This is a genomic window from Caballeronia sp. AZ10_KS36 (genome assembly GCF_023631105.1).
Taxonomy (GTDB): Bacteria; Pseudomonadota; Gammaproteobacteria; order Burkholderiales; family Burkholderiaceae; genus Caballeronia.
This window is the reverse complement of the sequence record NZ_JALQDQ010000035.1, coordinates 115,930-136,643: the sequence shown is the minus strand read 5'-3', so window position 1 is coordinate 136,643 and position 20,714 is coordinate 115,930. Positions and strand designations below refer to the sequence as shown.

At 63.5% G+C, this 20,714-nt stretch carries 21 protein-coding genes; 10 read left to right on the top strand and 11 right to left on the bottom strand.

What is annotated here, in order from left to right:
- The first annotated feature begins 68 nt into the window (after positions 1-68).
- From NCR35_RS21240 to NCR35_RS21200, 9 genes are all read left to right on the top strand, one after another.
- The gene (locus tag NCR35_RS21240; protein WP_250535881.1) at positions 69-1,802 is read left to right on the top strand and encodes an IlvD/Edd family dehydratase; all 1,734 of its coding nucleotides are present in this window, start codon (positions 69-71) and stop codon (positions 1,800-1,802) included.
- Between the two features lie 14 nt (positions 1,803-1,816).
- Positions 1,817-2,755 carry a Gfo/Idh/MocA family protein gene (locus NCR35_RS21235; protein WP_250535880.1) on the top strand — a complete coding sequence of 313 codons (939 nt, stop codon included), beginning with the start codon at positions 1,817-1,819 and terminating at the stop codon, positions 2,753-2,755.
- A 45-nt stretch (positions 2,756-2,800) separates the two neighbouring features.
- Positions 2,801-3,805, top strand: coding sequence for an arabinose ABC transporter substrate-binding protein (locus tag NCR35_RS21230; RefSeq protein WP_250535879.1), 1,005 nt, complete (start codon positions 2,801-2,803; stop codon positions 3,803-3,805).
- A 6-nt stretch (positions 3,806-3,811) separates the two neighbouring features.
- The gene (gene araG / locus NCR35_RS21225) at positions 3,812-5,347 is read left to right on the top strand and encodes an L-arabinose ABC transporter ATP-binding protein AraG (RefSeq protein WP_250535878.1); all 1,536 of its coding nucleotides are present in this window, start codon (positions 3,812-3,814) and stop codon (positions 5,345-5,347) included.
- A gap of 52 nt (positions 5,348-5,399) precedes the next feature.
- Complete coding sequence (gene araH, locus NCR35_RS21220) at positions 5,400-6,398, top strand: L-arabinose ABC transporter permease AraH (protein WP_250535877.1); 999 nt, start codon at positions 5,400-5,402, stop codon at positions 6,396-6,398.
- 102 nt (positions 6,399-6,500) lie between these two features.
- Positions 6,501-7,205, top strand: a complete 705-nt coding sequence (locus NCR35_RS21215; RefSeq protein WP_250536031.1) for a DUF3348 domain-containing protein — start codon at positions 6,501-6,503, stop codon at positions 7,203-7,205.
- Between the two features lie 5 nt (positions 7,206-7,210).
- Positions 7,211-9,643 (top strand): DUF802 domain-containing protein, encoded by a 2,433-nt coding sequence (locus NCR35_RS21210; protein WP_250535876.1) that lies wholly within the window; start codon positions 7,211-7,213, stop codon positions 9,641-9,643.
- Positions 9,640-10,287 (top strand): OmpA family protein, encoded by a 648-nt coding sequence (locus NCR35_RS21205; protein ID WP_175946010.1) that lies wholly within the window; start codon positions 9,640-9,642, stop codon positions 10,285-10,287. Before NCR35_RS21210 ends, NCR35_RS21205 begins: the two co-directional genes overlap by 4 nt.
- A 4-nt stretch (positions 10,288-10,291) precedes the next feature.
- Positions 10,292-10,861: a DUF2894 domain-containing protein gene (locus NCR35_RS21200; protein ID WP_250535875.1), complete on the top strand. Its 570-nt coding sequence runs from the start codon at positions 10,292-10,294 to the stop codon at positions 10,859-10,861.
- Here NCR35_RS21200 and NCR35_RS21195 read toward each other — a convergent pair.
- From NCR35_RS21195 to NCR35_RS21170, 7 genes are all read right to left on the bottom strand, one after another.
- Positions 10,858-11,856, bottom strand: coding sequence for a transketolase family protein (locus tag NCR35_RS21195; protein ID WP_244850849.1), 999 nt, complete (start codon positions 11,854-11,856; stop codon positions 10,858-10,860). The genes NCR35_RS21200 and NCR35_RS21195 overlap by 4 nt on opposite strands.
- Positions 11,857-11,870: 14 nt before the next feature.
- Positions 11,871-12,707, bottom strand: coding sequence for a transketolase (locus tag NCR35_RS21190; protein ID WP_250535874.1), 837 nt, complete (start codon positions 12,705-12,707; stop codon positions 11,871-11,873).
- A gap of 32 nt (positions 12,708-12,739) precedes the next feature.
- Positions 12,740-14,068: an MFS transporter gene (locus NCR35_RS21185; protein WP_250535873.1), complete on the bottom strand. Its 1,329-nt coding sequence runs from the start codon at positions 14,066-14,068 to the stop codon at positions 12,740-12,742.
- 84 nt (positions 14,069-14,152) lie between these two features.
- Positions 14,153-14,902, bottom strand: a complete 750-nt coding sequence (locus NCR35_RS21180; RefSeq protein ID WP_250535872.1) for an SDR family NAD(P)-dependent oxidoreductase — start codon at positions 14,900-14,902, stop codon at positions 14,153-14,155.
- Positions 14,903-15,015: 113 nt separating this feature from the next.
- A complete protein-coding gene (locus tag NCR35_RS21175; protein ID WP_250535871.1) occupies positions 15,016-15,597 on the bottom strand; it encodes a peroxidase-related enzyme in 582 nt (193 codons plus the stop codon).
- Between the two features lie 482 nt (positions 15,598-16,079).
- Positions 16,080-16,208, bottom strand: a complete 129-nt coding sequence (locus NCR35_RS29915; RefSeq protein ID WP_255751465.1) for a hypothetical protein — start codon at positions 16,206-16,208, stop codon at positions 16,080-16,082.
- 60 nt (positions 16,209-16,268) lie between these two features.
- Positions 16,269-16,535 carry a DUF6566 family protein gene (locus tag NCR35_RS21170; protein WP_250535870.1) on the bottom strand — a complete coding sequence of 89 codons (267 nt, stop codon included), beginning with the start codon at positions 16,533-16,535 and terminating at the stop codon, positions 16,269-16,271.
- 107 nt (positions 16,536-16,642) lie between these two features.
- Here NCR35_RS21170 and NCR35_RS21165 point away from each other — a divergent pair, with 107 nt between their 5' ends.
- Positions 16,643-16,966, top strand: a complete 324-nt coding sequence (locus NCR35_RS21165) for a hypothetical protein (protein WP_250535869.1) — start codon at positions 16,643-16,645, stop codon at positions 16,964-16,966.
- 12 nt (positions 16,967-16,978) lie between these two features.
- On the opposite strand, the gene NCR35_RS21160 is transcribed toward NCR35_RS21165, so the two are convergent.
- The 4 genes from NCR35_RS21160 to NCR35_RS21145 form a co-directional block, all read right to left on the bottom strand.
- Positions 16,979-17,434 (bottom strand): YaiI/YqxD family protein, encoded by a 456-nt coding sequence (locus NCR35_RS21160; RefSeq protein ID WP_250535868.1) that lies wholly within the window; start codon positions 17,432-17,434, stop codon positions 16,979-16,981.
- 57 nt (positions 17,435-17,491) lie between these two features.
- Positions 17,492-17,749 (bottom strand): hypothetical protein, encoded by a 258-nt coding sequence (locus NCR35_RS21155; protein WP_250535867.1) that lies wholly within the window; start codon positions 17,747-17,749, stop codon positions 17,492-17,494.
- Positions 17,750-17,811: 62 nt separating this feature from the next.
- Positions 17,812-18,024, bottom strand: a complete 213-nt coding sequence (locus NCR35_RS21150; protein ID WP_244850857.1) for a YjzC family protein — start codon at positions 18,022-18,024, stop codon at positions 17,812-17,814.
- A gap of 39 nt (positions 18,025-18,063) precedes the next feature.
- The gene (locus NCR35_RS21145; protein WP_250535866.1) at positions 18,064-20,700 is read right to left on the bottom strand and encodes a hybrid sensor histidine kinase/response regulator; all 2,637 of its coding nucleotides are present in this window, start codon (positions 20,698-20,700) and stop codon (positions 18,064-18,066) included.
- Between the last annotated feature and the right edge of the window lie 14 nt (positions 20,701-20,714).

The following is a 20,714-nucleotide window of genomic DNA, read 5'->3' as shown; positions in this document are numbered from 1 at the left end:
TCATTAGTAGATTATCACGCGCCCTCATAGACTTCGCGGCAATCGCGTTATGAACCAGGACGAAACACATGTCGGCATCGAAGCCCAAGCTGCGCTCCCAAGAATGGTTCGGCACCGCCGACAAGAACGGCTTCATGTACCGAAGCTGGATGAAGAATCAAGGGATTCCCGATCACGAGTTCGACGGCAGGCCGGTCATCGGCATCTGCAATACATGGTCCGAGCTCACGCCGTGCAATGCGCATTTCCGCAAGATCGCCGAACACGTGAAGCGCGGCGTGTACGAGGCGGGCGGCTTTCCCGTGGAATTCCCCGTGTTTTCCAATGGCGAATCGAATCTTCGCCCGACCGCGATGCTCACGCGCAACCTCGCGGCGATGGACGTGGAAGAAGCCATTCGCGGCAATCCGATCGATGCGGTCGTGCTGCTCACCGGCTGCGACAAGACCACGCCCGCGCTTTTGATGGGCGCGGCGAGTTGCGACGTGCCCGCTATCGTCGTCACGGGCGGGCCGATGCTGAACGGCAAGCTCAATGGCAAGGACATCGGCTCGGGCACGGCAGTATGGCAACTGCACGAATCGCTGAAGGCAGGCGAGATCGACCTGCATCAGTTCCTGTCGGCGGAAGGCGGCATGTCGCGTTCGGCGGGCACCTGCAACACGATGGGCACCGCCTCGACGATGGCCTGCATGGCCGAGGCGCTCGGCACCTCGCTGCCGCACAACGCGGCGATCCCGGCCGTCGATGCGCGCCGCTACGTGCTCGCGCATATGTCGGGCATTCGCATCGTGGAGATGGCGCTCGAAGGCCTCACGTTGTCGAAGATCCTGACGCGCGAAGCATTCGAGAACGCGATCCGCACGAACGCGGCTATCGGCGGTTCGACGAACGCGGTCATTCACCTGAAGGCGATTGCGGGCCGTATCGGCGTGCCGCTCGAACTGGAAGACTGGACGCGCATCGGTCGCGATACGCCGACCATCGTGGACCTGATGCCCTCGGGCCGCTTCCTGATGGAAGAGTTCTATTACGCGGGCGGTCTGCCTGCCGTGCTGCGGCGTCTGGGCGAAGCGAACCTGTTGCCGCATCCCGACGCATTGACGGTGAACGGCAAATCGCTTTGGGAGAACGTGAAGAACGCGCCCAATACGAACGATGAAGTGATCCGCGAACTGAGCAATCCGCTCATTCAGGACGGCGGCATTCGCGTGTTGCGCGGCAATCTCGCGCCGCGCGGCGCGGTGCTGAAACCGTCGGCAGCGACGCCCGAGTTGCTCAAGCACCGCGGACGCGCGGTCGTGTTCGAGAACCTCGAACACTATAAGGAGCGCATCGTCGACGAATCGCTCGATGTCGACAAGGACTGCGTGCTCGTGATGAAGAACTGCGGCCCGAAGGGTTATCCCGGCATGGCCGAAGTTGGCAACATGGGCCTGCCGCCCAAGCTGTTGCGTCAGGGCGTGAAGGACATGGTCCGTATTTCCGATGCCCGCATGAGCGGCACCGCTTACGGCACGGTGGTACTGCACGTCGCGCCGGAAGCGGCGGCCGGTGGCCCGCTTGCCGCCGTGCGCGATGGCGACTGGATCGAGCTCGATTGCGATGCGGGCACGCTGCATCTCGACATCAGCGACGAAGAACTGGCGAGCCGCATGAGCGGTCACGAGCCGCCGCGCGTGCATGGCGATGGCGGTTATCAGCGCCTCTACGTCGATCACGTTCTTCAGGCAGACGAAGGTTGCGACCTGGACTTCCTCGTCGGCAAGCGCGGCGCGGCGGTTCCACGCCACTCGCACTGACCACGAGGATACGCATGACATCGGCATACAAGCTCGCCGTCGCGGGTATCGGCAAGATCGCGCGCGACCAGCATCTTCCCGCCATTGCCGCGCAGCCCGGCTTCGAACTGGTCGCGTGCGCGAGCCGCAACGCAAGCGTCGACGGCGTGCGCAACTACGCGGACCTCGACGCGTTGCTCGCCGCCGAGCCGTCGCTCGATGCGGTGTCGCTCTGCGCGCCGCCGCAAGTGCGCTTTGCGCAGGCGCGCGCCGCGCTCGAAGCGGGCAAGCACGTGATGCTCGAAAAGCCGCCGGGCGCAAGCGTGAGCGAAGTCGAGGCATTGCGAGACATCGCGCAAACGCATGGCCGCACGCTCTTCGCAAGCTGGCATTCGCGCGCCGCGAGCGCCGTCGAACCGGCGCGTGCGTGGCTTGCGTCGAAGGAAGCGGGCGCGGTGCGCGCGGTCGAAATACGCTGGAAAGAAGACGTGCGACGCTGGCATCCGGGCCAGCAATGGATCTGGGAACCGGGCGGCCTCGGCGTGTTCGATCCGGGCATCAACGCGCTTTCCATCGTCACGCGCATTCTGCCGCGCGAGATCGCATTGCGCGCGGCGACGCTCACCATCCCGCGCGATACCGCAACGCCCATCGCCGCCGAACTGGATTGCATCGATACGAACGGTGCGCCGGTGCGCGCGTCGTTCGACTGGCGTCATGGCCCGGTCGAGGAGTGGGACATCGACGTCGATACGGACGGCGGCCGCTTGTCGATTCGCGAGGGCGGCAAGCGCCTGTCGATTGCGGGCGAAGCCGTTTCGCTCGGATCGGAGGGCGAGTATCCGGCGCTGTATGAGCAATTCCACGAACTGATCGAGCGGGGCGGGAGCGATGTCGACGTGCGCCCGCTCAGACTCGTCGCGGACGCATTTCTGTTAGGCAAACACGTAGAAACCGAGCCATTCGGCCGCTAAATCAAACGACATTCACCAACAAAAGCCATACAAAGGAGACACGTCATGAACCAACAAATTCGCCGCCTGACCTTGCGCGCCATCATGGCCGCGATGTGCGTCGCGCCTTTCGCGCTTCACGGCGCGGCGCGAGCCGACGAGCCGCTCAAGATCGGCTTCCTCGTGAAGATGCCGGAGCAGGCATGGTTCATCAACGAGCAGAAGGCATCCACCGCGCTCGGACAGAAAGAGAACTTCACGTCGGTGAACATCGGCACGCCGGATGGCGAGAAAGTGCTCGCCGCCATCGACAACCTCGGCGCGCAAGGCGCGCAGGGCTTCGTGATCTGCGCGCCGGACGTGCGCCTGGGACCGGCCATCGCCGCGCGCGCGAAGCGTTACAACATGAAGTTCGTTTCGGTCGATGACCAGCTCGTCGATTCGTCGGGCAAGCCGTTGTCCAACGTGCCCCACCTCGGCATGTCCGCGTTCAAGATCGGCAATCAGGTCGGCGACGCCATTGCCGGCGAAATGAAGCGCCGCGGCTGGAAGCCGGAAGAAGTCGGAGCGCTGCGTATTACGGACTACGAACTTCCGACCGCGAAGCTGCGCACCGATGGCGCCACGCAGTCGCTCGTCGCGAGCGGCTTCAAGAAGGAAAACATCTTCGACGCGCCGCAGAAGACCACGGACGATGAAGGCGGCTTCAACGCGGCGTCGCCCGTGCTCGCGCAGCATCCGAACGTCAAGAAGTGGGTGATCTTCGCGCTGAACGAAGAGTCGGTGCTGGGCGGCGTGCGCGCGACGGAACAGCTGCACATTCCTTCGGCGGATGTGATCGGCGTCGGCATTAACGGTGCGGGGGAAGCCTTCGCCGAGTTCCAGAAGAAGGAACAAACCGGCTTCTTCGGCACCATTGCTGTGAGTTCCACCAACCACGGCAAGCAAAGCGCGCAGAATCTCGTCGACTGGATCCGCAGCGGCAAGCAGCCGCCCGCCGACACGCAAACCACGGGCAAGCTGATGACGCGTGAGAACTGGAAGTCCGTGCGTAGCGAACTCGGTATCTAAGCACGCATGGCTACGACGACGGACGACGTGACCCTCGCCCCGGCGCACGGCGAGCGCGGCGCATACCTGGAACTCGACGGCATTACCGTGAGTTTCCCGGGCGTGCGCGCGCTCGACGGCGTGTCGCTTTCGGTGCGCGCGGGCGAAGTGCACGGCTTGATGGGCGAGAACGGCGCGGGCAAATCCACCTTGCTCAAGGTGCTTTCGGGCGTCAACAGGCCGCAAGCGGGAACGCTGAAGCTCAACGGCGCGGAACACCGCTTTACGACGACGCGCGAGGCGATTGCAGCAGGCATCGCGATCATCTATCAGGAACTGCACCTCGTGCCGGAACTGACGGTGGCCGAGAACCTGATGCTCGGGCAATTGCCGAACCGCGCGGGCGTGCTCGACGAACGCGCGCTCGTCAAGCGCGCGATGGCCGAACTTGAAAGACTTGGCGAACGGATCGATCCGCGCACGCCGGTGAAGAACCTCTCCATCGGCCAGCGGCAGATGATCGAGATCGGCAAGGCGTTGATGCGCGACGCCCGCGTGATCGCGTTCGATGAGCCGACGAGCTCCCTTTCCGCGCGCGAGACGAAGCAACTGTTTCGCATCATCGACGCGCTGCGCGCCGATGGACGCGCGATCATCTACGTCACGCATCGCATGGACGAAGTCTACGAACTGTGCGACCGCGTGACCGTGTTCCGCGATGGCCGGCGCATCGAGACCTTCGAGTCCGTCGCGGGCCTCTCGCGCGACAGGCTGATCGCGTGCATGGTCGGCCGCTCGATCGCGGATGTCTATGGCTATCGCTCGCGCGAAGCCGGCGACGTGATGATCGAAGCGAAAGGGCTGGTCGGGCCGGGCCTTTCCGAGCCCGTGTCGTTCAGCGCGCGGCGCGGCGAGATTCTCGGCTTCTTCGGTCTCGTGGGCGCGGGGCGGTCCGAACTGATGAAACTGCTTTACGGCGCGACGAAAGCGAGCGAAGGCCATGTCGAACTGAAGGGCAAGCGCGTGGCGTTTTCCAGTCCGCGCGATGCGGTCCGCGCGGGTATTGCGCTGTGCCCCGAAGATCGCAAGCAGGAAGGCATCGTCGCGATTGCGTCCGTCGCGGACAACCTCAACATCAGCGCGCGCCGTCATTTCAGCCCTGCGCGTTTTCTGCTGGATGCGCGCCGCGAGCGTGCGCTCGCGCAGGAATACATCGCGAAGCTCGCAATCAAGACGCGCAGCGGCGAAACCGCTATCGGCACGCTGTCGGGCGGCAATCAGCAGAAGGTGATTCTCTCGCGCTGGCTCGCGGAACGCATCGACGTGTTCCTGATGGACGAGCCCACGCGCGGCATCGATGTCGGCGCGCGCGCCGAGATCTATAACCTTCTGTATGAGCTTGCCGAAGCGGGACGCACGGTGATTCTCGTATCGAGCGACCTGGCCGAAGTGATCGGCGTGTCGGATCGCATCATCGTGATGAAAGAAGGACGCATTGCCGGCGCGCTGCCGAAGTCGCAGGCGACGCCGGACGAACTGATCAAGCTCGCATTGCCCCGCTGACTGCTGACCCCAGCGGCGGCCCCGGAAAGACGAAACGAATTAGAGCCAAGCCATGCAAACTCCAGGCACTTCCTCCCCGAGCGATGCTCAAGCGCCCATTGCGCCCTCGCAGGCGCGCATGTGGGACCTCATCAACAAGTCGGGCATCGTCGTGGTGTTCCTGGTGCTGTTCGCGGTGCTCTCCGCCACGGTGCCGGGTTTTCTCACGCCCCGCAATATTCAGGGGCTGCTGCTCTCGGTGACGCTGATCGGCTCCATCGCGGTCACGATGATGTTCGTGCTCGCGCTCGGCGAAGTCGATCTGTCGGTGGCATCCATCGTCGCGTTCGCCGGCGTGATGGCATCGACCGTCATCACCGCGACGCATAGCGTCATGCTCGGCATTACGGCGGGCATTCTTGCGGGCGGCGCGGTCGGACTGGTGAACGGCGTGCTGATCGCGCGCTTCAAGATCAATTCGCTGATCGCGACGCTCGCGATGATGGAAGCGGTGCGCGGTCTCGCGTTCCTCACCTCCAACGGCGACGCGGTGATGATCTCCGAAGAGCGGTTCTTCGATCTCGGCGGCGGTTCGTTCCTCGGCATCTCATATCCGATCTGGAGCAACATCATCGGCTTCGTCGTATTCGGCTTCCTGCTGAAGAAGACGGTGTTCGGCAAGAACGTGCTGGCCGTCGGCGGCAATAGCGAGGCGGCCGTGCTCGCGGGCCTGCCGGTCACGCGCATCAAGATCACCGTGTTCGTGCTGCAAGGGCTCGTGACCGGCTTCGCAGGCGTCATGCTCGCATCGCGCATGAGTCTCGGCGACCCAAAGACATCGGTCGGGCTCGAACTCGGCGTGATTTCCGCGTGCGTGCTGGGCGGCGTGTCGCTGACGGGCGGCGTCGCGACGATCTCGGGCGTGCTCGTCGGCGTGCTCATCATGGGCGCGGTGCAGGACGCGATGAGCCTGCTCAACGTCCCGACGTTCTACCAATACCTCATTCGCGGCGGCATTCTGCTGCTCGCCGTGCTGTTCGACCAGTTCAGGCGCAGCAAGCGCGCGGTCTAAAGGCTACGGGGCGTCAAGAAGCCGCAAAGAATGACAAAAACGCCTCGAAACTAGGCAGACGCCCGTCACCGTGTAAACTAACGGGTTTTTGCCTGCGGTGTTATCGTGCAAGCCCCCACGCGCACGGCGATCAGCGGGCCGGCGCTCGTGCGCCTGCTCGCGCGTTTCGCCGATCTCGATGTTCACGCACCCGGTTCCTCGCTGTCGGACCGTCTGAGCCAGTGGCTCGGCTGGACCGACGCGATCGCGCTGTCCACCGCGCTCGGCGGCGATCCGCCGGCCGTGTCGGGCGCGCGATCCGCATCGGACGTGGAAGAAGCGGCCTGCGCCCGCGTGCGTGCGTCGTTGACGAGCGCCATCGTCGGCGACAAGGGTAACGCTCCGGGCGCTCACCGGCGGCGCGCGCCGGTGCAGGCGCCGCCTCCTGACCTGGCCGTGGAGTACGCCGTCTATCGACAACGGTATCTGTCGCTGCAACAGGCGATGGAAGCCGAGATCGGCTCGCTGCGCGCCCGCGTGCGCGCGACGCTCGCGGCGAAGTCGACGCGCATGGCGCGTCTTGCCGTCGTCGATGCCGTAATGGAACAGGCGCTCGCCGCACGCGAACGCGCGCTCTTGGCGCAAGCGCCGGCGCTCCTCGGCAAGCATTTTCAGCGCATGCGCAGCGCGCATCAGGCGTCTTCCGACGACGCATCCGCATGGCTCGGCGTCTTCGAACAGGACATGCAAAGCGTCCTGCGCGCCGAACTGCACGTACGTTTCCAACCGGTCGATGGTTTGCTCGCGGCATGTCAAACCGCTCACTGAACGCTATGCCCCGTTATCTTCTGAATGTAGCTGTCTTTCTCGTGGGCCTCCTGGCCGTCTGCGGTATAGCCATTGGTTATATCGGCTCGAATGCGCTCGCGCTCGTCGTCACGCTCGTGATCGGCGCGTGCTATCTCGTGGGCGCGTCGGAGTTGCAGCGTTATCAGCAAACGACGCGCGAATTGGCCACGGCAGTCGGCGCATTGAACGCGACGCCTTCGAGCCTTGCGTCGTGGCTCGAACAGGTGCCGGCGAGTCTGCGCAATGCCGTGCGTTCGCGAGTGGAAGGCGAACGCACTGCGTTGCCCGGCCCCGCGCTCGCGCCGTATCTCGCGGGCTTGCTCGTCTTGCTCGGCATGTTGGGCACGCTGCTCGGCATGGTCGCGACGCTGCGCGGCACAGGCGCCGCGCTCGAAAGCTCGACCGATCTCGCGGCAATCCGCGCATCGCTCGCCGCGCCGGTGACGGGCCTGGGCTTCGCGTTCGGCACGTCGATAGCGGGCGTCGCGACCTCCGCGATGCTCGGCCTGCTTTCCACGCTATGCCGTCGCGAACGCCTGCACGTCGCGCAACTGCTCGACATGAAAACCGCGACGACGCTGCGGCCTTTCACGCAGACGCATCAGCGCGAAGAGACGTTCCGCTTGCTGCAACGTCAGACCGAGATCATGCCGAAGCTCGTCGATCGTCTTCACGCGATGATGAGCGCCATCGAACAGCAGAGCGTCGCCGCGAACGAGCGGCAGCTGGCGAATCAGGCCGCGTTTCATGCGAACACGGAGACGGCGTACCGGCGCCTTGCGACCTCGGTGGAACTGTCGTTGAAGCAAAGCGTGGCCGACAGCGCGCGCGCAGCGAGCGCCGCATTGCAGCCCGTGATGCAGGCGACGATGGACGGCATCGCACGCGAAACGAAGGCGCTGCACGGCAGTATCGAAGAGGCTGTCGGGCGACAACTCGATGGCTTGTCGAACGGCTTCGAGGCGTCCGCGCAGAAAATCGCCGGTATCTGGAATCGCTCGCTGCAAGGGCATCAGGCGTCAAACGAGGCGCTCGTCGACAAGATGAATGTGTCGCTGGAACGCTTCGCGCAAGGCTTCGAAGAACGCTCTTCGACGCTGATCGAAGACGTGTCGTCGCGCATGAAGCAGACAGCGGACGGACTCGACGCAACGCTCGCCAAACATGAAGAAGCGAGCGCGGCGCTCCTCACGCAGACGGGTGCTTCGCTGGATCGTTTCGCGCAAGCCGTGGACGAGCGCTCGCAGAATCTGGCCGCCGGCATGGCGACGCACATCAACGGCGTAACGACCGAATTGCATGCTTGCGTCGAGAAGATCGCCGCCGCTTTGAACGAGTCGGTCGTGAAGCACGAACAGACGAGCGCGGCGCTCGCCACGCAGACAGGCGTTTCGCTCGATGGCTTCGCGAGCCGTTTCGAGGCACGCGCGAGCGACTTGCTCGAAGGGATCTCGTCGCGGCTCGACAGCACATCGGCTGGCATGTCGGACGCCTGGCGCAGCGCGCTCGCCGCGCAACAGCAGGCGGGCGAACAACTCGCCGCGCAGCATCGCGGCGCGTTGAACGAGGCGACCGAACGCTTCGAAGCGCACTCCGCATCGCTTCTGAAGTCGGTCGATGAAGCACACGCGAAGCTCGCCGCAGACCTCGCATCGAACAACGATGCTCGCCTGAACGCGTGGACCGAAGCCCTCGGCGCGGTATCCGCGACCTTGCGCGAAGAATGGCAGCAGACGAGCACGTTCGTCGAGCGCCGTGAGCAGGAAATCTGCGACACACTCGCGCGCACGGCAAGCGAGATGTCGGACGCATCACGTTCGCATGCGAACGGTCTCATCGCAGAGATCGAAAAGCTCATGCAGGCTGCATCGCAAGCGCCCAAGGCCGCGGCTGAAGTCGTCGCGGAAATGCGGCAGATGCTCTCCGATTCGATGGTGCGCGACACCGCCATGCTGGAGGAGCGCAGCCGCCTGCTCGCCACGCTGCACACGCTTCTCGATGCGGTGAATCTCGCGTCAACCGAGCAACGCACGGCCGTCGATGCGCTCATCTCCACGTCGGCGGATTTGCTCGCGCGCGCAGGCACGCAATTCAGCGACAAGATCGAAAGCGAAGGCGCGAAGATCAGCGCGGTGGCCGCGCAAGTTACCGGCAGTGCCGCCGAAGTGGCGAGCCTCGGCGAAGCGTTGGGCGCGGCCGTCGAGTCCTTCGGCGCGGCGAACGAGACGCTCGTCACGCATTTGCAGCGCATCGAAACGGCGCTCGACAAGACGCTCTCGCGCAGCGACGAGCAGCTTGCTTATTATGTCGCGCAGGCGCGCGAAGTCATCGACCTGAGCGTGATGTCGCAGAAGCAGATCGTCGAAGACTTGCAACGCATTGCCGGACAGCGTGAGTTGGACGGAGCGCGCGCATGAACGAAGAACTCGACGGCGGCATCGAGAGCGCCGCGCCCATCTGGGCCGCTTTCGCGGACCTGATGTCGGTGCTTCTCGGCGCGTTCGTGCTGATCCTCGTCGCGGTCATCGGCGTGCAGTTGCAGCTTTCGACGAAGCTCGAACAGGCCGTAAAGGAACGGCAACAGGAAGCGCAGCGGCGCAAGACGCTGGAACAGGCGCTCGCCGGACCGCTCGCGTCCGGGCGCGTGACGCTCGTGAACGGGCGCATCGGGATCAGCGGGAACGTGTTGTTCGCGCTCAACTCGGACCAGCTGCAACCGCAGGGGCGTGATGTGCTGAAGAGCCTCGCCGGGCCGCTGTCCGCGTATCTCGGCACGCACGATCAAGTCTTGATGGTGAGCGGTTTCGCCGATGACCAGCAGGTTCGCGAAGGCAATCGCCGGTTCGCGGACAACTGGGAACTGTCGGCCAAGCGCGCGCTGACCGTGACGCGCGCTTTGATCGATGCAGGCGTTGCGCCGTCATCGGTCTTCGCGGCGGCCTTCGGCTCCGAGCAGCCCGTCAGTTCCAATGCCGACGACGAAGGCCGCGCGAAGAACCGCCGCGTCGAGATATCGGCTGTGCCGCGTCCGACGAACTCGCTGGTGAAGCCTCGTGGATGACGGCATGAATGCCCGCGCGATGCTCGACGCATGGCGCGCGCGCGGCGAGCATCGTGTCAATCCCGTGCGTTATCGCTTCATCGAGGCACTGGCGCGGCGCGCCATGACGCATGAAGGCGAGGCGAGACGCATCATCGACGCGCGGCTGTCATCGCTCTTGAACGACTACGCGGATACGGTCGCGCAGGCAGCCGCGCGCCAAGCCGTTGCAGCGCATGCGCCGAAAGGACCGCTTGCCGTGTTGCTCGACGAGATGGCGCGCCACGCGGCCACGCATCCGTCGCTTGAAGAACTGCTGGAGTATTTGCGGGGCGTCTGGTCCAAAGTCAGCGCCGAGCGGCAGTTGCGGGAGTCGCAGCAGAAGGTGCCGAAGAACGCGGGACCGCTCAATTCGAGCAGCCTCGTGCATCGTTCGCTTGCATTGATGCGTGAGGCTTCGCCGGAATACTTGCAGCATTTCCTCGCGTACGTCGACACGCTTTCATGGATGGAAGAGATGACAGGCGCGAACGCGCCTGCCGGAAAAGAAGCGCCGCGCGCGAGAAAGCCTGCGCGCGGCCGCAGTGCGCCCTAGCCGAGCCAGCCCTTGATGGTGCTCGCCATCACGTTCGTGGAGATGCCGTAGCGGTCGTGAAGGGTAGGCAAGGCACCCGCATCGAGGAACGCATCGGGCAGCGCGATTTGCCGGAATGCAGGCGTTACGCCCGCGCTCAGCAGTGCGCACGCCACCGCTTCGCCCAGACCGCCGATCACCGTATGATTTTCCGCGACCACGACAAGCCGGCCCGAGCGCCGCGCTTCACGAATGATGGTTTCCGTGTCCAGCGGCTTGATCGTCGGCACGTGAAGCACGGCCACGTCGACGTTGTCCGCTTCCAGCGCCTTCGCGGTTTCGAGCGCTCTCATCGTTAGTATGCCTGATGAAATGACGAGTACGTCGGAACCGTCGCGCAGCATCTTGGCCTTGCCGAGCTCGAAGCGATAGCCGTATTCATCGAGCACGGCGGGCACGTTGCCGCGCAAGAGGCGCGCATAGACCGGCCCCTTGTGCGCGGCGATGGCCGGCACCATCTGCTCGATGTCGAGCGCATCGCACGGGTCGATCACGGTCATGTTCGGCATCGCGCGCATCAAAGCGAGGTCTTCGGCTGCCTGATGGCTCGGGCCGTAGCCCGTCGTGAGACCGGGCAGCGCGGCGACGATCTTCACGTCGAGGTTGTCTTCCGCGATCGTCTGGTGAATGAAGTCATACGCGCGGCGAGTCGCAAAAACCGCATACGTCGTGACGAACGGCTGCGCGCCTTCATGCGCGAAGCCGGCGGCCGCGCCCATCAACAACTGCTCGGCCATGCCCATCTGATAGTAACGCTCAGGGAATTCCTTGCCGAAGATATGCAGGTCGGTGTACTTGCCGAGATCGGCCGTCATGCCGATGACGTTCGGCTTCGAGCGCGCCAGTTCGGCGAGCGCATGGCCGAACGGCGCCGAACGCGTGACTTGTCCTTCGCTTGCGATCGAGGCGATCATCGCGGAGGTCTTCAAACGCGGCTTCTTTTCGATGGTGCTCATGCTGTTCTCCTTGCTTACCGGCTCGATTCGAGTGCTTCCAGCGCGAGTTGCCACTCGTGCGCATCGACTCGGATGAAGTGATTCTTTTCGCGCTGTTCGAGGAACGGCACGCCGCAGCCCATCTTCGTATCGCATACGATGATGCGCGGCTTCGCTTCCTGCAGATTGCGCGCGTTGTCGAAGGCTTCCTTCACGGCGTCGATATCGTTGCCGTTCACACGCTGCACGTACCAGCCGAACGCTTCGAGCTTCGGCACGAGCGGTTCGAACGCCATGATCTGCGTCGACGGGCCATCGGCTTGCTGATTGTTCACGTCGATCATCGCGATCAGGTTGTCGAGCTTCCAGTGCACGGCGGACATCAAGCCTTCCCAGATCGCGCCTTCGTCGAGCTCGCCATCGGAGAAGAGCGTATAGACGAAAGACTTCGAGTTCTTGCGCTTGAGTCCGAGACAGCGGCCCACTGCAATAGTCAGACCCTGGCCGAGCGAGCCGCCCGACATTTCCATGCCCGGCGTATAGCTCGCCATGCCCGACATCGGCAGACGGCTGTCGTCGCTGCCATACGTTTCGAGTTCTTCTTGCGGCAGAATGCCGGCTTCGAAGAGGGCTGCGTACAGCGCAATCGCGTAGTGACCGTTCGACAGCAGGAAGCGGTCGCGCTCTTCCCATTCCGGATCTTCGGGGCGGTAGTTCATCGCGCCGAAGTAACTCACGGCCAGTACATCGGCGATATCCAGCGCCTGACCGATATAGCCCTGGCCCTGCACTTCGCCCATCAAAAGGGCGTTGCGGCGGATGCGGTAGGCGCGCTCGGCGAGCGTCACCTCCTCGATAACGGGACTGCTCATGTTCGTCTCCTTGAAATGATAGATAGGGATGCTTATCGATTGACCGTCTTCGCAGGCACGAGGAAAACCAGCGCCGCGCCGACGACGACCGCAGCCGAGATAAAGATCAGGCCAGCCGTGGACTTGCCAGTGAGATCGTTGAGCCAGCCGACGATGGCGGGCGAGAAGAAGCCCGCGAGATTGGCGAAGCAGTTGACCGCCGCGATGCCCGCAGCCGCCGACATGCCGCCGAGCACGGCAGTAGGCAGCGACCAGAACTGCGACGACGAAGCGAGGATGCCCGCAGCGGCGACGCTCACACAGACGATCGACGCGCCCACGCTGCCGAGCATCGGCAAGGTGGCAAAGCCGGCGGCGGCGACGAGCATCGGAATCGCGAGATGCAGACGGCGTTCGCGGTGCTTGTCGGCACTCGCGCCGATCAGCGGCAGCGCGACGATGGCGCACAGATACGGAATCGCGGTGAAGATGCCGACCCACAGCGGGTCCGCCACGCCGGCACGGCGCACGATAGTCGGCAGCCAGAACGTGAGGCCATACTGACCCAGCACGACGCAGAAGTAGATCGCGGCCATGAGCCACAGACGCCGGTCGCCGATGAACGAGCGGATCGACACGTGTTCCAGCGTTTGCGCGTTGTCCTTCTCGACATTGCGGGCGAGGAGCGTCTTTTCGGCATCGGTGAGCCACTTCGCGCTGGCAATGCCATTGTCGAGATAGAACAGAATCACGACGCCGAGGAAGAGCGACGGCAATGCTTCGAGGATGAAGAGCCACTTCCATCCGGCGAGTCCGTGAGCGCCTTGCAGCGCATGCATGATGTAACCGGAGAGCGGCCCGCCGATGATGCCCGCGAGCGGGATCGCCATGAAGAACAACGACAATGCTTTCGCTCGGCGCGCGGCGGGGAACCAGTACGTCAGATAAAGAATGACGCCGGGTGCAAAGCCTGCCTCAGCCACGCCGAGTAGAAAGCGCAGGACATAGAACATGGTGGGCGACTTCACGAACACGAAGCTCGCGGAGATCACGGCCCACGTCAGCATGATGCGAGCGAGCCAGTTGCGCGCGCCCACCCTGTGCAGTATCACGTTGCTCGGCACTTCGAAAAGGAAATAGCCGAGAAAGAAAATGCCTGCGCCGATGCCATAGACGGTTTCGGAAAAGCGCAAGTCATTGAGCATTTGCAGCTTCGCAAAGCCGACGTTGACGCGATCCAGATAAGCGCCGAGATAGCACAGCATCAGGAACGGTATGAGACGGCGTCCGACCTTCGCATACGTCTTTGCTTCGAAAGTGGCGGTGTCGGCCGACGACGAGATATCCGCTGCGAGCGGCGGCGCGGTAAAGCGAGGTTTCATGTTTGTCTCCTGCCATGACTCGTTACGCCCCGGTTAGTCCGGGTGCGTTGATTGCGCCCGCGCGTCTGGCGGGCGCACGCGACATCAATGAATCAGCATGCCGCCGTTGACGTCCAGCGTGACGCCCGTGAGATAGCTCGACAGGTCGCTCGCGAGAAAGAGGCACGCATTCGCGATGTCGGCTGCATCGCCCAGACGGCCGAGCGGAATGCCTTTGATAATGTCCGCGCGCATCTCGGGCGTGAGCTTGTCGCCGGTGATGTCCGTCTGAATGAGGCCCGGCGTGATGGAATTCACGCGAATGCGATCGGCGCCGAATTCGCGCGCCATGGCACGCGCGAGGCCGAGAACGCCGGCCTTCGCTGCGCTGTAATGCGGTCCGCCGAAGATGCCGCCGCCGCGCTGCGCCGATACCGACGACATGCACACGATGCTGCCGCTCTGCTGCTTCTTCATCTGCCCGATGACTGCTTGCGACATATAGAGCGTGCCGCGCAGATTGACGTCGATCACGGCGTCGAAGTTCGCCGCGCTGATTTCGAGCGTTTTGATGGGTTGCGTGATGCCCGCGTTATTGATGAGCGCGTCGATGCGGCCGTATTTTTCGATGGCCGCGTTGGCGGCGGCCACGCATGCGTCCTTGTCGGTGACGTCGCACGCGAGGCCCAGGTGTTCTTCGCCGATATCGCGTGCGGCGCTTTGCGCGTCCGCTTCGCGCAGATCCAGAATGACGACGCGCGCGCCTTGCGCCGCGAGCGCCTTTGCCGTCGCCTTGCCGATGCCACGCGCCGAAGCCGCGCCGGTCACGATCACTACACGATTGTCGAGCAACATTGCTGTCTCCATGGTTTGTTCGGTGTGGAGGCAGTTTCGTCGCGTTCGACGCAGCGATCAACGCGGTTCGGTTCAACTAATGCTGAGAAATTTTCAGGTATTGCCGGCTCGGGTTAACCCTTCGGCACGCGCCCCATGAGATAGAACTCGTCGTTGGGCCGCATCGACGTGACATTCGCCATGCGGTTCGACAAGCCGAAGAACGCAGTAATGGCCGCGATGTCCCACACGTCTTCGTCGCTGAAGCCGTGCGCATGAAGCGCGGCGAAGTCGGCATCGTCTACTGCGCCGGCTTCGCGGCAGACCTTCAGCGCGAAATCGAGCATCGCCTTTTGACGCGGCGTAATGTCGGCCTTGCGATGATTGACGGCGATCTGGTCAGCCAGCAGCGCGTTCTTTTCATAGATGCGCAAGATTGCGCCATGCGCGACGACGCAGTAAAGGCAATCGTTGACGCCGCTTGTGGCCACCACGATCATCTCGCGCTCGCCTTTCGTGAGGCCGCCTTCCTTGAGCATCAACGCGTCGTGGTAGGCAAAGAATGCGCGGAACTCGTCGGGCCGGTGCGCGAGCGCAAGAAATACATTCGGAACGAAGCCCGCCTTGTCCTGCACTTCGCGTATGCGCTCGCGAATGTCGTCGGGCCACGCTTCAGGGTTCGGAACGGGAAAACGGCTGATGGGCAGAGTTGGCATGACGTCTCCGTTGGAGCCTCGAGCGGGCTCGTTGACGAAGTATGCCGCAGCAAACGTGCAGGCGGTCTATTGACCTTGAGCGCCGCCGTTCGTCGTGGATGGCGCGCCGGACTGATTCGTGGTGCTGCCGCTGCCGCTTTTCAGCATCGGTTGCATTCCGCCCGAGGAGCCTTGTCCGGGGGAACGCATGCCGTCGCCTGAGCCGCCGGTGCCGCCTCCTGGCGTCGGCGGTCGCATGGCCGACGCGGGGCCCTGATCAGCGCCGCTACGGCCTGCGGCTGATGTGTTCACCGAAGGTCCGGCGCCCGGGCTTCCGCTGCCGCTTCCGGCAGCCAGCACGGTGCCCGTTAAAGAGAGAGCCACTGCCGCGATCAATGGTCGCGCTTTCATGAGTCGTGTCTCCTGCTAACGCAATGCATGCGATCCGCTCGCACTGCTCTATGACGCCAGCGCGAGCGGACCTTTTTCACCACTCGACGCGATCACGGCTGGCGTTGGCCGCCCTGATGCATCGGCTGCTTCTGCTGATTCTGCTGCTGTTGGCCTTGCGCCTTCCCTTGGTCGTTACGCGGATTGGTCGGGTTCGAATTTCCGAGCTTGGACGATGGCATTGCTTCACTCCTTTGCAACGTGGTTAGGGACTGACAATTACGCATACCGCGTTCCAGCGTCTAGAACTCGCGCTTCGTGCCGCCATCGGTATGTTGGTCGTCGTGGCCGAGGCCATAACGTTCGATCAGACGATGAGCCCGCTCGACGCCCGCGCGCAAGGCTTCCGCGCGCGTCGCCCAGCTAGGACCGGTCGGTTCGACATCCGGCAGGTCGGCAGGCGCGCCATTGCGCAGCGCTGCGATCTGCGGCACCCAGTCGCCCGTATCGTTCTGCTGAATGGTCACCGTAACGTCGTAGCCTTTGAAGGAAAAACTCTCGCTCGTCATGTGTCCTCCGTGCTGATTGACATGCATGGCACTCAGCAGATCACGTGCCGTCGCGTCGTGGTTTGTTCCTTGCTAGCAGATCAAAGAATGAATCACAGAACCAGAGCATGAAAGCAACCATCATTTCGCATGAAGTGCCGCCGCAAGCATCGTCGGCTGAGATTCACCGGTTTCTATTCAAGCTGGACGATGGAACAGCGCCGCCGCTGACCGAATCCATTTCGCTCAGAACGGCGCGCGTGATCGCCGACAACCTCGCGGACGGCAACGCGTTCATCAAGATGCTGCAGGCAATCGTCAAGGCGCAACCGGACCAGTACGACTCGCTCGTCGGCACCGAGTACCCCGATCATTTCAACAATAGCCCGAGCGACAAGCACCGCATCACAGACCGCACGATGGACCGCAAAAGCGAAGGCCCGCGACATTGAAACTCACTGCGACTATTTGACGGCGCGCTGACGCGCGAGAAATTTGTCCAACTGAGCGGCGAATTGTTTGCCATCGCGCGGACAATACGGCGAGGGCCCGCCTGTCGCGATGCCGGTGCTGCGCAACTGGTCCATCATCGAGCGCATGGTCAGGCGTTCTTCGATGTTGTCCGGGCTGAACCACTCTCCGCGCGGGTCGAGTGCATGCGCGCCTTTGGCGAGCACCGCTGCTGCGAGCGGTATGTCGGCAGTGATCACGAGATCGCCGGCTGCGGCCATTTCGACGATGCGTGCGTCCGCGACATCGAAACCCGAAGGCACCTGAACGGCCTTGATATAGGGCGAGGGCGGAGTGCGCAGGAACTGGTTGGCCACCAGCGTCACATTGATTGCCGCACGCGGCCCCGCGCGGAACAGCATGTCTTTCACGACAGCGGGGCAAGCGTCGGCATCGACGAGAATCTGCATGATGCGGTCGGGCAAATGGGCGAGCGCACATTATGCTGCATGCGCCCGCGCCGCTGCTTACGCTTCTGAATCCGGCTTGCTGCGTGGATGATCGCTGCTCGCCGTGGGATCGACATCGGGGTCGATATGATCGTTCTCCGGCGTATAAGGCCCCTCTTCGGGATGGTCCTTGCCTTTCGGAACGAGCGTCGGGTCCATGCTGCCATGTCCGCGCTGCTCGATCGTGCCGTCTGGCTTTTCCTTGACTTCGCCTTCGCCGATGGCCTCGCGGCGCTTGTCCGCGCGCTCGACCGGATCGGAGGGTTCAGGGTTCATCGCGTTGTCCTCGCAAAGGTGAGAGACGACGCTCGCGCGCCGCCTTCATAGCGTCTATGGCGTCACTTGTCCCCGCTGCCGAGCTCGCCGTGCTTGTGCGAGTGCGTCGCGGCGTGCACCAGTTCATAATGCGCGCCCTTGCCGCTTCTCGTCGGCGGGAAGTGCTCGCCTTCCACGCACGTCACTTCGAATGCGGAGCCGCTGTCGCCTTCTTTCACGACGCGATAGATCCCCGAGGTCTGTACCTTTTCACCGGGTTTGTGTTGCTCGGCCATGCGTGCCTCCTTCTGGTTGCGATGCCCTGTAGCAAGCAATCAGCGTTCCGGGCGTCGCGTGACGGTCAGCGACGACAGCAGCTTAAGAAGGCTTTCCACGTTGACCGGCTTCACAAAGTGATAGTCGAAGCCCGCCGATTGCGCGCGCAAGCGGTCGTCGGTCTGTCCATAACCTGTGATGGCGATGAGAAGCGGCGCGCTCTCTCCTTTGCGCCGCAGGCGTCGCGCGAGTTCGTAACCGTCGATATCGGGCAAGCCGATGTCGAGCAACGCTACGTCCGCCTGAAACGGCGTGGCGGACAGCGCCTCTTCCGACGAATACGTCACGCGCGCTACGTGTCCTTCGGATTCACATAGCATCGCGAGAGAATCGGCGGCATCGCGGTTATCGTCTACGACGAGAATGCGCAACGCGGCATGCGTTTCGAGCCCGCTGCCCTCGGAAAGCGCGAGCGCCGAGTGACGCTCGTGATGATGCAGACGCGGCAAGCGCACGTTGACGGTGGTGCCGAGCCCCGGTCCTGGGCTTTGAACCGTGATGGTCCCGTCATGCATTTCCACGAGCTTCTTGACGAGCGACAGCCCGATGCCGAGGCCGCCATTCGAGCGGTCCAGTGTGCGTTCGCCTTGCGAGAAGAGTTCGAACACCTTCGGCAACAGGTCGCCGGAAATTCCGGTGCCGGTATCGGCGATCACGATGGACACCCAGTCCGGATCCGCATTCACGCTCACCGAGATGTCGCCGCCTTCCGGCGTGTACTTGCTCGCGTTGTTGAGCACATTGACGAGTATTTGCGAGAGCCGCGTGACGTCGCCGCACACCCATGTCGTTGCATCGGGGACATCGACCTGTATGTGCTGGCCGCGCGATTCGACCATGTTCGCGATGGCTTCCACCGCATGATAAACGGCGGTCCCGACCAACACCGGCTCGCGCTGCAACGCAATGCGGCCCTGCGTGATGCGCGACACTTCGAGCAGATCATCGACGATGCGCGTCATGTGCTCGACTTGCCTGTTCATCAGTTCGACGAGGTCGTTGGTCTGCGGGGACAAGTCTTCGTCCTTTTGCAGCAGCGCGATAGCCGTGCGCAGCGGCGCGAGCGGATTGCGCAACTCATGCGCGAGCATGGCGAGAAATTCGTCCTTGCGACGGCCCGACTCACGCAGGACCAGTTCCATCTGCTTGCGGTCGGTGATGTCGATCAGGCTGCCGATGATCCGCAGCGGCTTGCCGTCCTTGCTGCGCTGAAGCAACGCGCTGCCCTGCATCCACTGTTCGCCGTGCATGTTCTGCACGCGAAACTCGAATTGCTCGTGAGGATCGTCGCCGGACGCGAGGCGTCGGACATAGCGGTCGAGAGCGGGGGCATCGTCGGGATGAATGCGTGCCAGCGCCGCTTCGTAGGTGAGCGTCTCGACCTGATCGGGCCGGTGCTCGACGCTCGTTTCAAACAACATGGTCCAGTTCGCCAGTTCCAGCGAGACGATGTGAATCTTCGCCGCCTGCATGGCAACCGTGAGGCGCAGGCTGCGCGCTTCGATCGCCGCTTGCGCTTCGTATTGCGCCGTGACATCCGTTGTCGTGCCGAACCATTCCTGCAACTTGCCGTGCTCGTCGTAGAGCGGGGCGGCGTGTGCCTGCACCATGCGATACGAACCATCGCGGCGATACATGCGGAAGGTAAGCGTGCGCGGGCCGCCCTGATGCAACGCTTCCAGCCATGCTTGATGCGTGCGCTCGCGGTCGTCCGGATGAATGAAGTCGAGCCAGCCCCAGCGCGAGAGCCGGTCGCGCCGCTCGCCGGTGAACATCTCCCATTCGCCGCCCGAAGGCCGAATTTCGCCGTTCGCATCGGCGGACCAGACGAGCGCCCCGGTCGATTCGACGAGCGCGCGATAACGGCGTTCGCTCAGGCTCAAACGCTCCATGTCGGCACGTTGCTGACTGATGTCGAAGCTCACGCCGTGCACGCGCGTCAGCACGCCTTGCGCGTCGAATTCCGGATTGCCGCGCATGCGCAGCCAGCGTCGCGAGCCGGGGTTGCCATCGCGACGGCAGTCCAGCATGAAGTCGAATTCGAACGGGCCGCCATAGCGCAGCGCATCGGCGAGCTTGCGTTGAAAGGGCTCGCGGTAATCGGGCGCCACGCGGTCCCATATCTCCGAGAGCATGACCGATTCGGTGCCGGGCGGAAAAGAATAAAGGTCCGCGAGCTGCGCCGTCATGCGCACGACGCGCATTTTCATGTCCCATTCCCACGCGCCCATGCGCGCGCCCGCGAAGGCGGCTTGCAGACGCCGCTCGCTTGCTTCGTACAGTTCCCAGGCGTGTCGGCATTCGTGAATGTCGATCGCGACACCTACCGTATCGCCGATTTTTCCATCCTCGTTGCGGCGTGCCTGCAAGTGGAGCGTATGCCAGCGAAACGCGCCGTCCGCGCGCAAAAGACGGACATCGACATTGCGAAGCAGCACGCCGTCGCGCATTTGCCTCAGCGCGTCGAGCACCGTACGTTCGTCGTCGGGGTGAACAAAAGCTTGCCAATGTTGGCCGGCCAAATCGTCGGACGGTATGCCGAGATAGCGGGAGGCCCACGGATTGGCATACTGAATGGTCCCGTCGCGCGCCGCGCGCCACACGAACGACGGCAGGAAGTGAGCAGGATCGTGCATGAGCGTCCTTGCTT

Coding starts and splice junctions, on each gene's coding strand:
- NCR35_RS21205 (WP_175946010.1), top strand. CDS start 9,640: ATGAACGAAGAACTCGACGGCGGCATCGAGAGCGCCGCGCCCATCTGG.
- NCR35_RS21240 (WP_250535881.1), top strand. CDS start 69: ATGTCGGCATCGAAGCCCAAGCTGCGCTCCCAAGAATGGTTCGGCACC.
- NCR35_RS21190 (WP_250535874.1), bottom strand. CDS start 12,707: ATGAGCAGTCCCGTTATCGAGGAGGTGACGCTCGCCGAGCGCGCCTAC.
- araH (WP_250535877.1), top strand. CDS start 5,400: ATGCAAACTCCAGGCACTTCCTCCCCGAGCGATGCTCAAGCGCCCATT.
- NCR35_RS21195 (WP_244850849.1), bottom strand. CDS start 11,856: ATGAGCACCATCGAAAAGAAGCCGCGTTTGAAGACCTCCGCGATGATC.
- NCR35_RS21155 (WP_250535867.1), bottom strand. CDS start 17,749: ATGAACCCTGAACCCTCCGATCCGGTCGAGCGCGCGGACAAGCGCCGC.
- NCR35_RS21165 (WP_250535869.1), top strand. CDS start 16,643: ATGAAAGCAACCATCATTTCGCATGAAGTGCCGCCGCAAGCATCGTCG.
- NCR35_RS21180 (WP_250535872.1), bottom strand. CDS start 14,902: ATGTTGCTCGACAATCGTGTAGTGATCGTGACCGGCGCGGCTTCGGCG.
- NCR35_RS21230 (WP_250535879.1), top strand. CDS start 2,801: ATGAACCAACAAATTCGCCGCCTGACCTTGCGCGCCATCATGGCCGCG.
- NCR35_RS21145 (WP_250535866.1), bottom strand. CDS start 20,700: ATGCACGATCCTGCTCACTTCCTGCCGTCGTTCGTGTGGCGCGCGGCG.
- NCR35_RS21150 (WP_244850857.1), bottom strand. CDS start 18,024: ATGGCCGAGCAACACAAACCCGGTGAAAAGGTACAGACCTCGGGGATC.
- NCR35_RS21175 (WP_250535871.1), bottom strand. CDS start 15,597: ATGCCAACTCTGCCCATCAGCCGTTTTCCCGTTCCGAACCCTGAAGCG.
- NCR35_RS21235 (WP_250535880.1), top strand. CDS start 1,817: ATGACATCGGCATACAAGCTCGCCGTCGCGGGTATCGGCAAGATCGCG.
- NCR35_RS21160 (WP_250535868.1), bottom strand. CDS start 17,434: ATGCAGATTCTCGTCGATGCCGACGCTTGCCCCGCTGTCGTGAAAGAC.
- NCR35_RS21210 (WP_250535876.1), top strand. CDS start 7,211: ATGCCCCGTTATCTTCTGAATGTAGCTGTCTTTCTCGTGGGCCTCCTG.
- NCR35_RS21185 (WP_250535873.1), bottom strand. CDS start 14,068: ATGAAACCTCGCTTTACCGCGCCGCCGCTCGCAGCGGATATCTCGTCG.
- araG (WP_250535878.1), top strand. CDS start 3,812: ATGGCTACGACGACGGACGACGTGACCCTCGCCCCGGCGCACGGCGAG.
- NCR35_RS21200 (WP_250535875.1), top strand. CDS start 10,292: ATGAATGCCCGCGCGATGCTCGACGCATGGCGCGCGCGCGGCGAGCAT.
- NCR35_RS29915 (WP_255751465.1), bottom strand. CDS start 16,208: ATGCCATCGTCCAAGCTCGGAAATTCGAACCCGACCAATCCGCGTAAC.
- NCR35_RS21170 (WP_250535870.1), bottom strand. CDS start 16,535: ATGACGAGCGAGAGTTTTTCCTTCAAAGGCTACGACGTTACGGTGACC.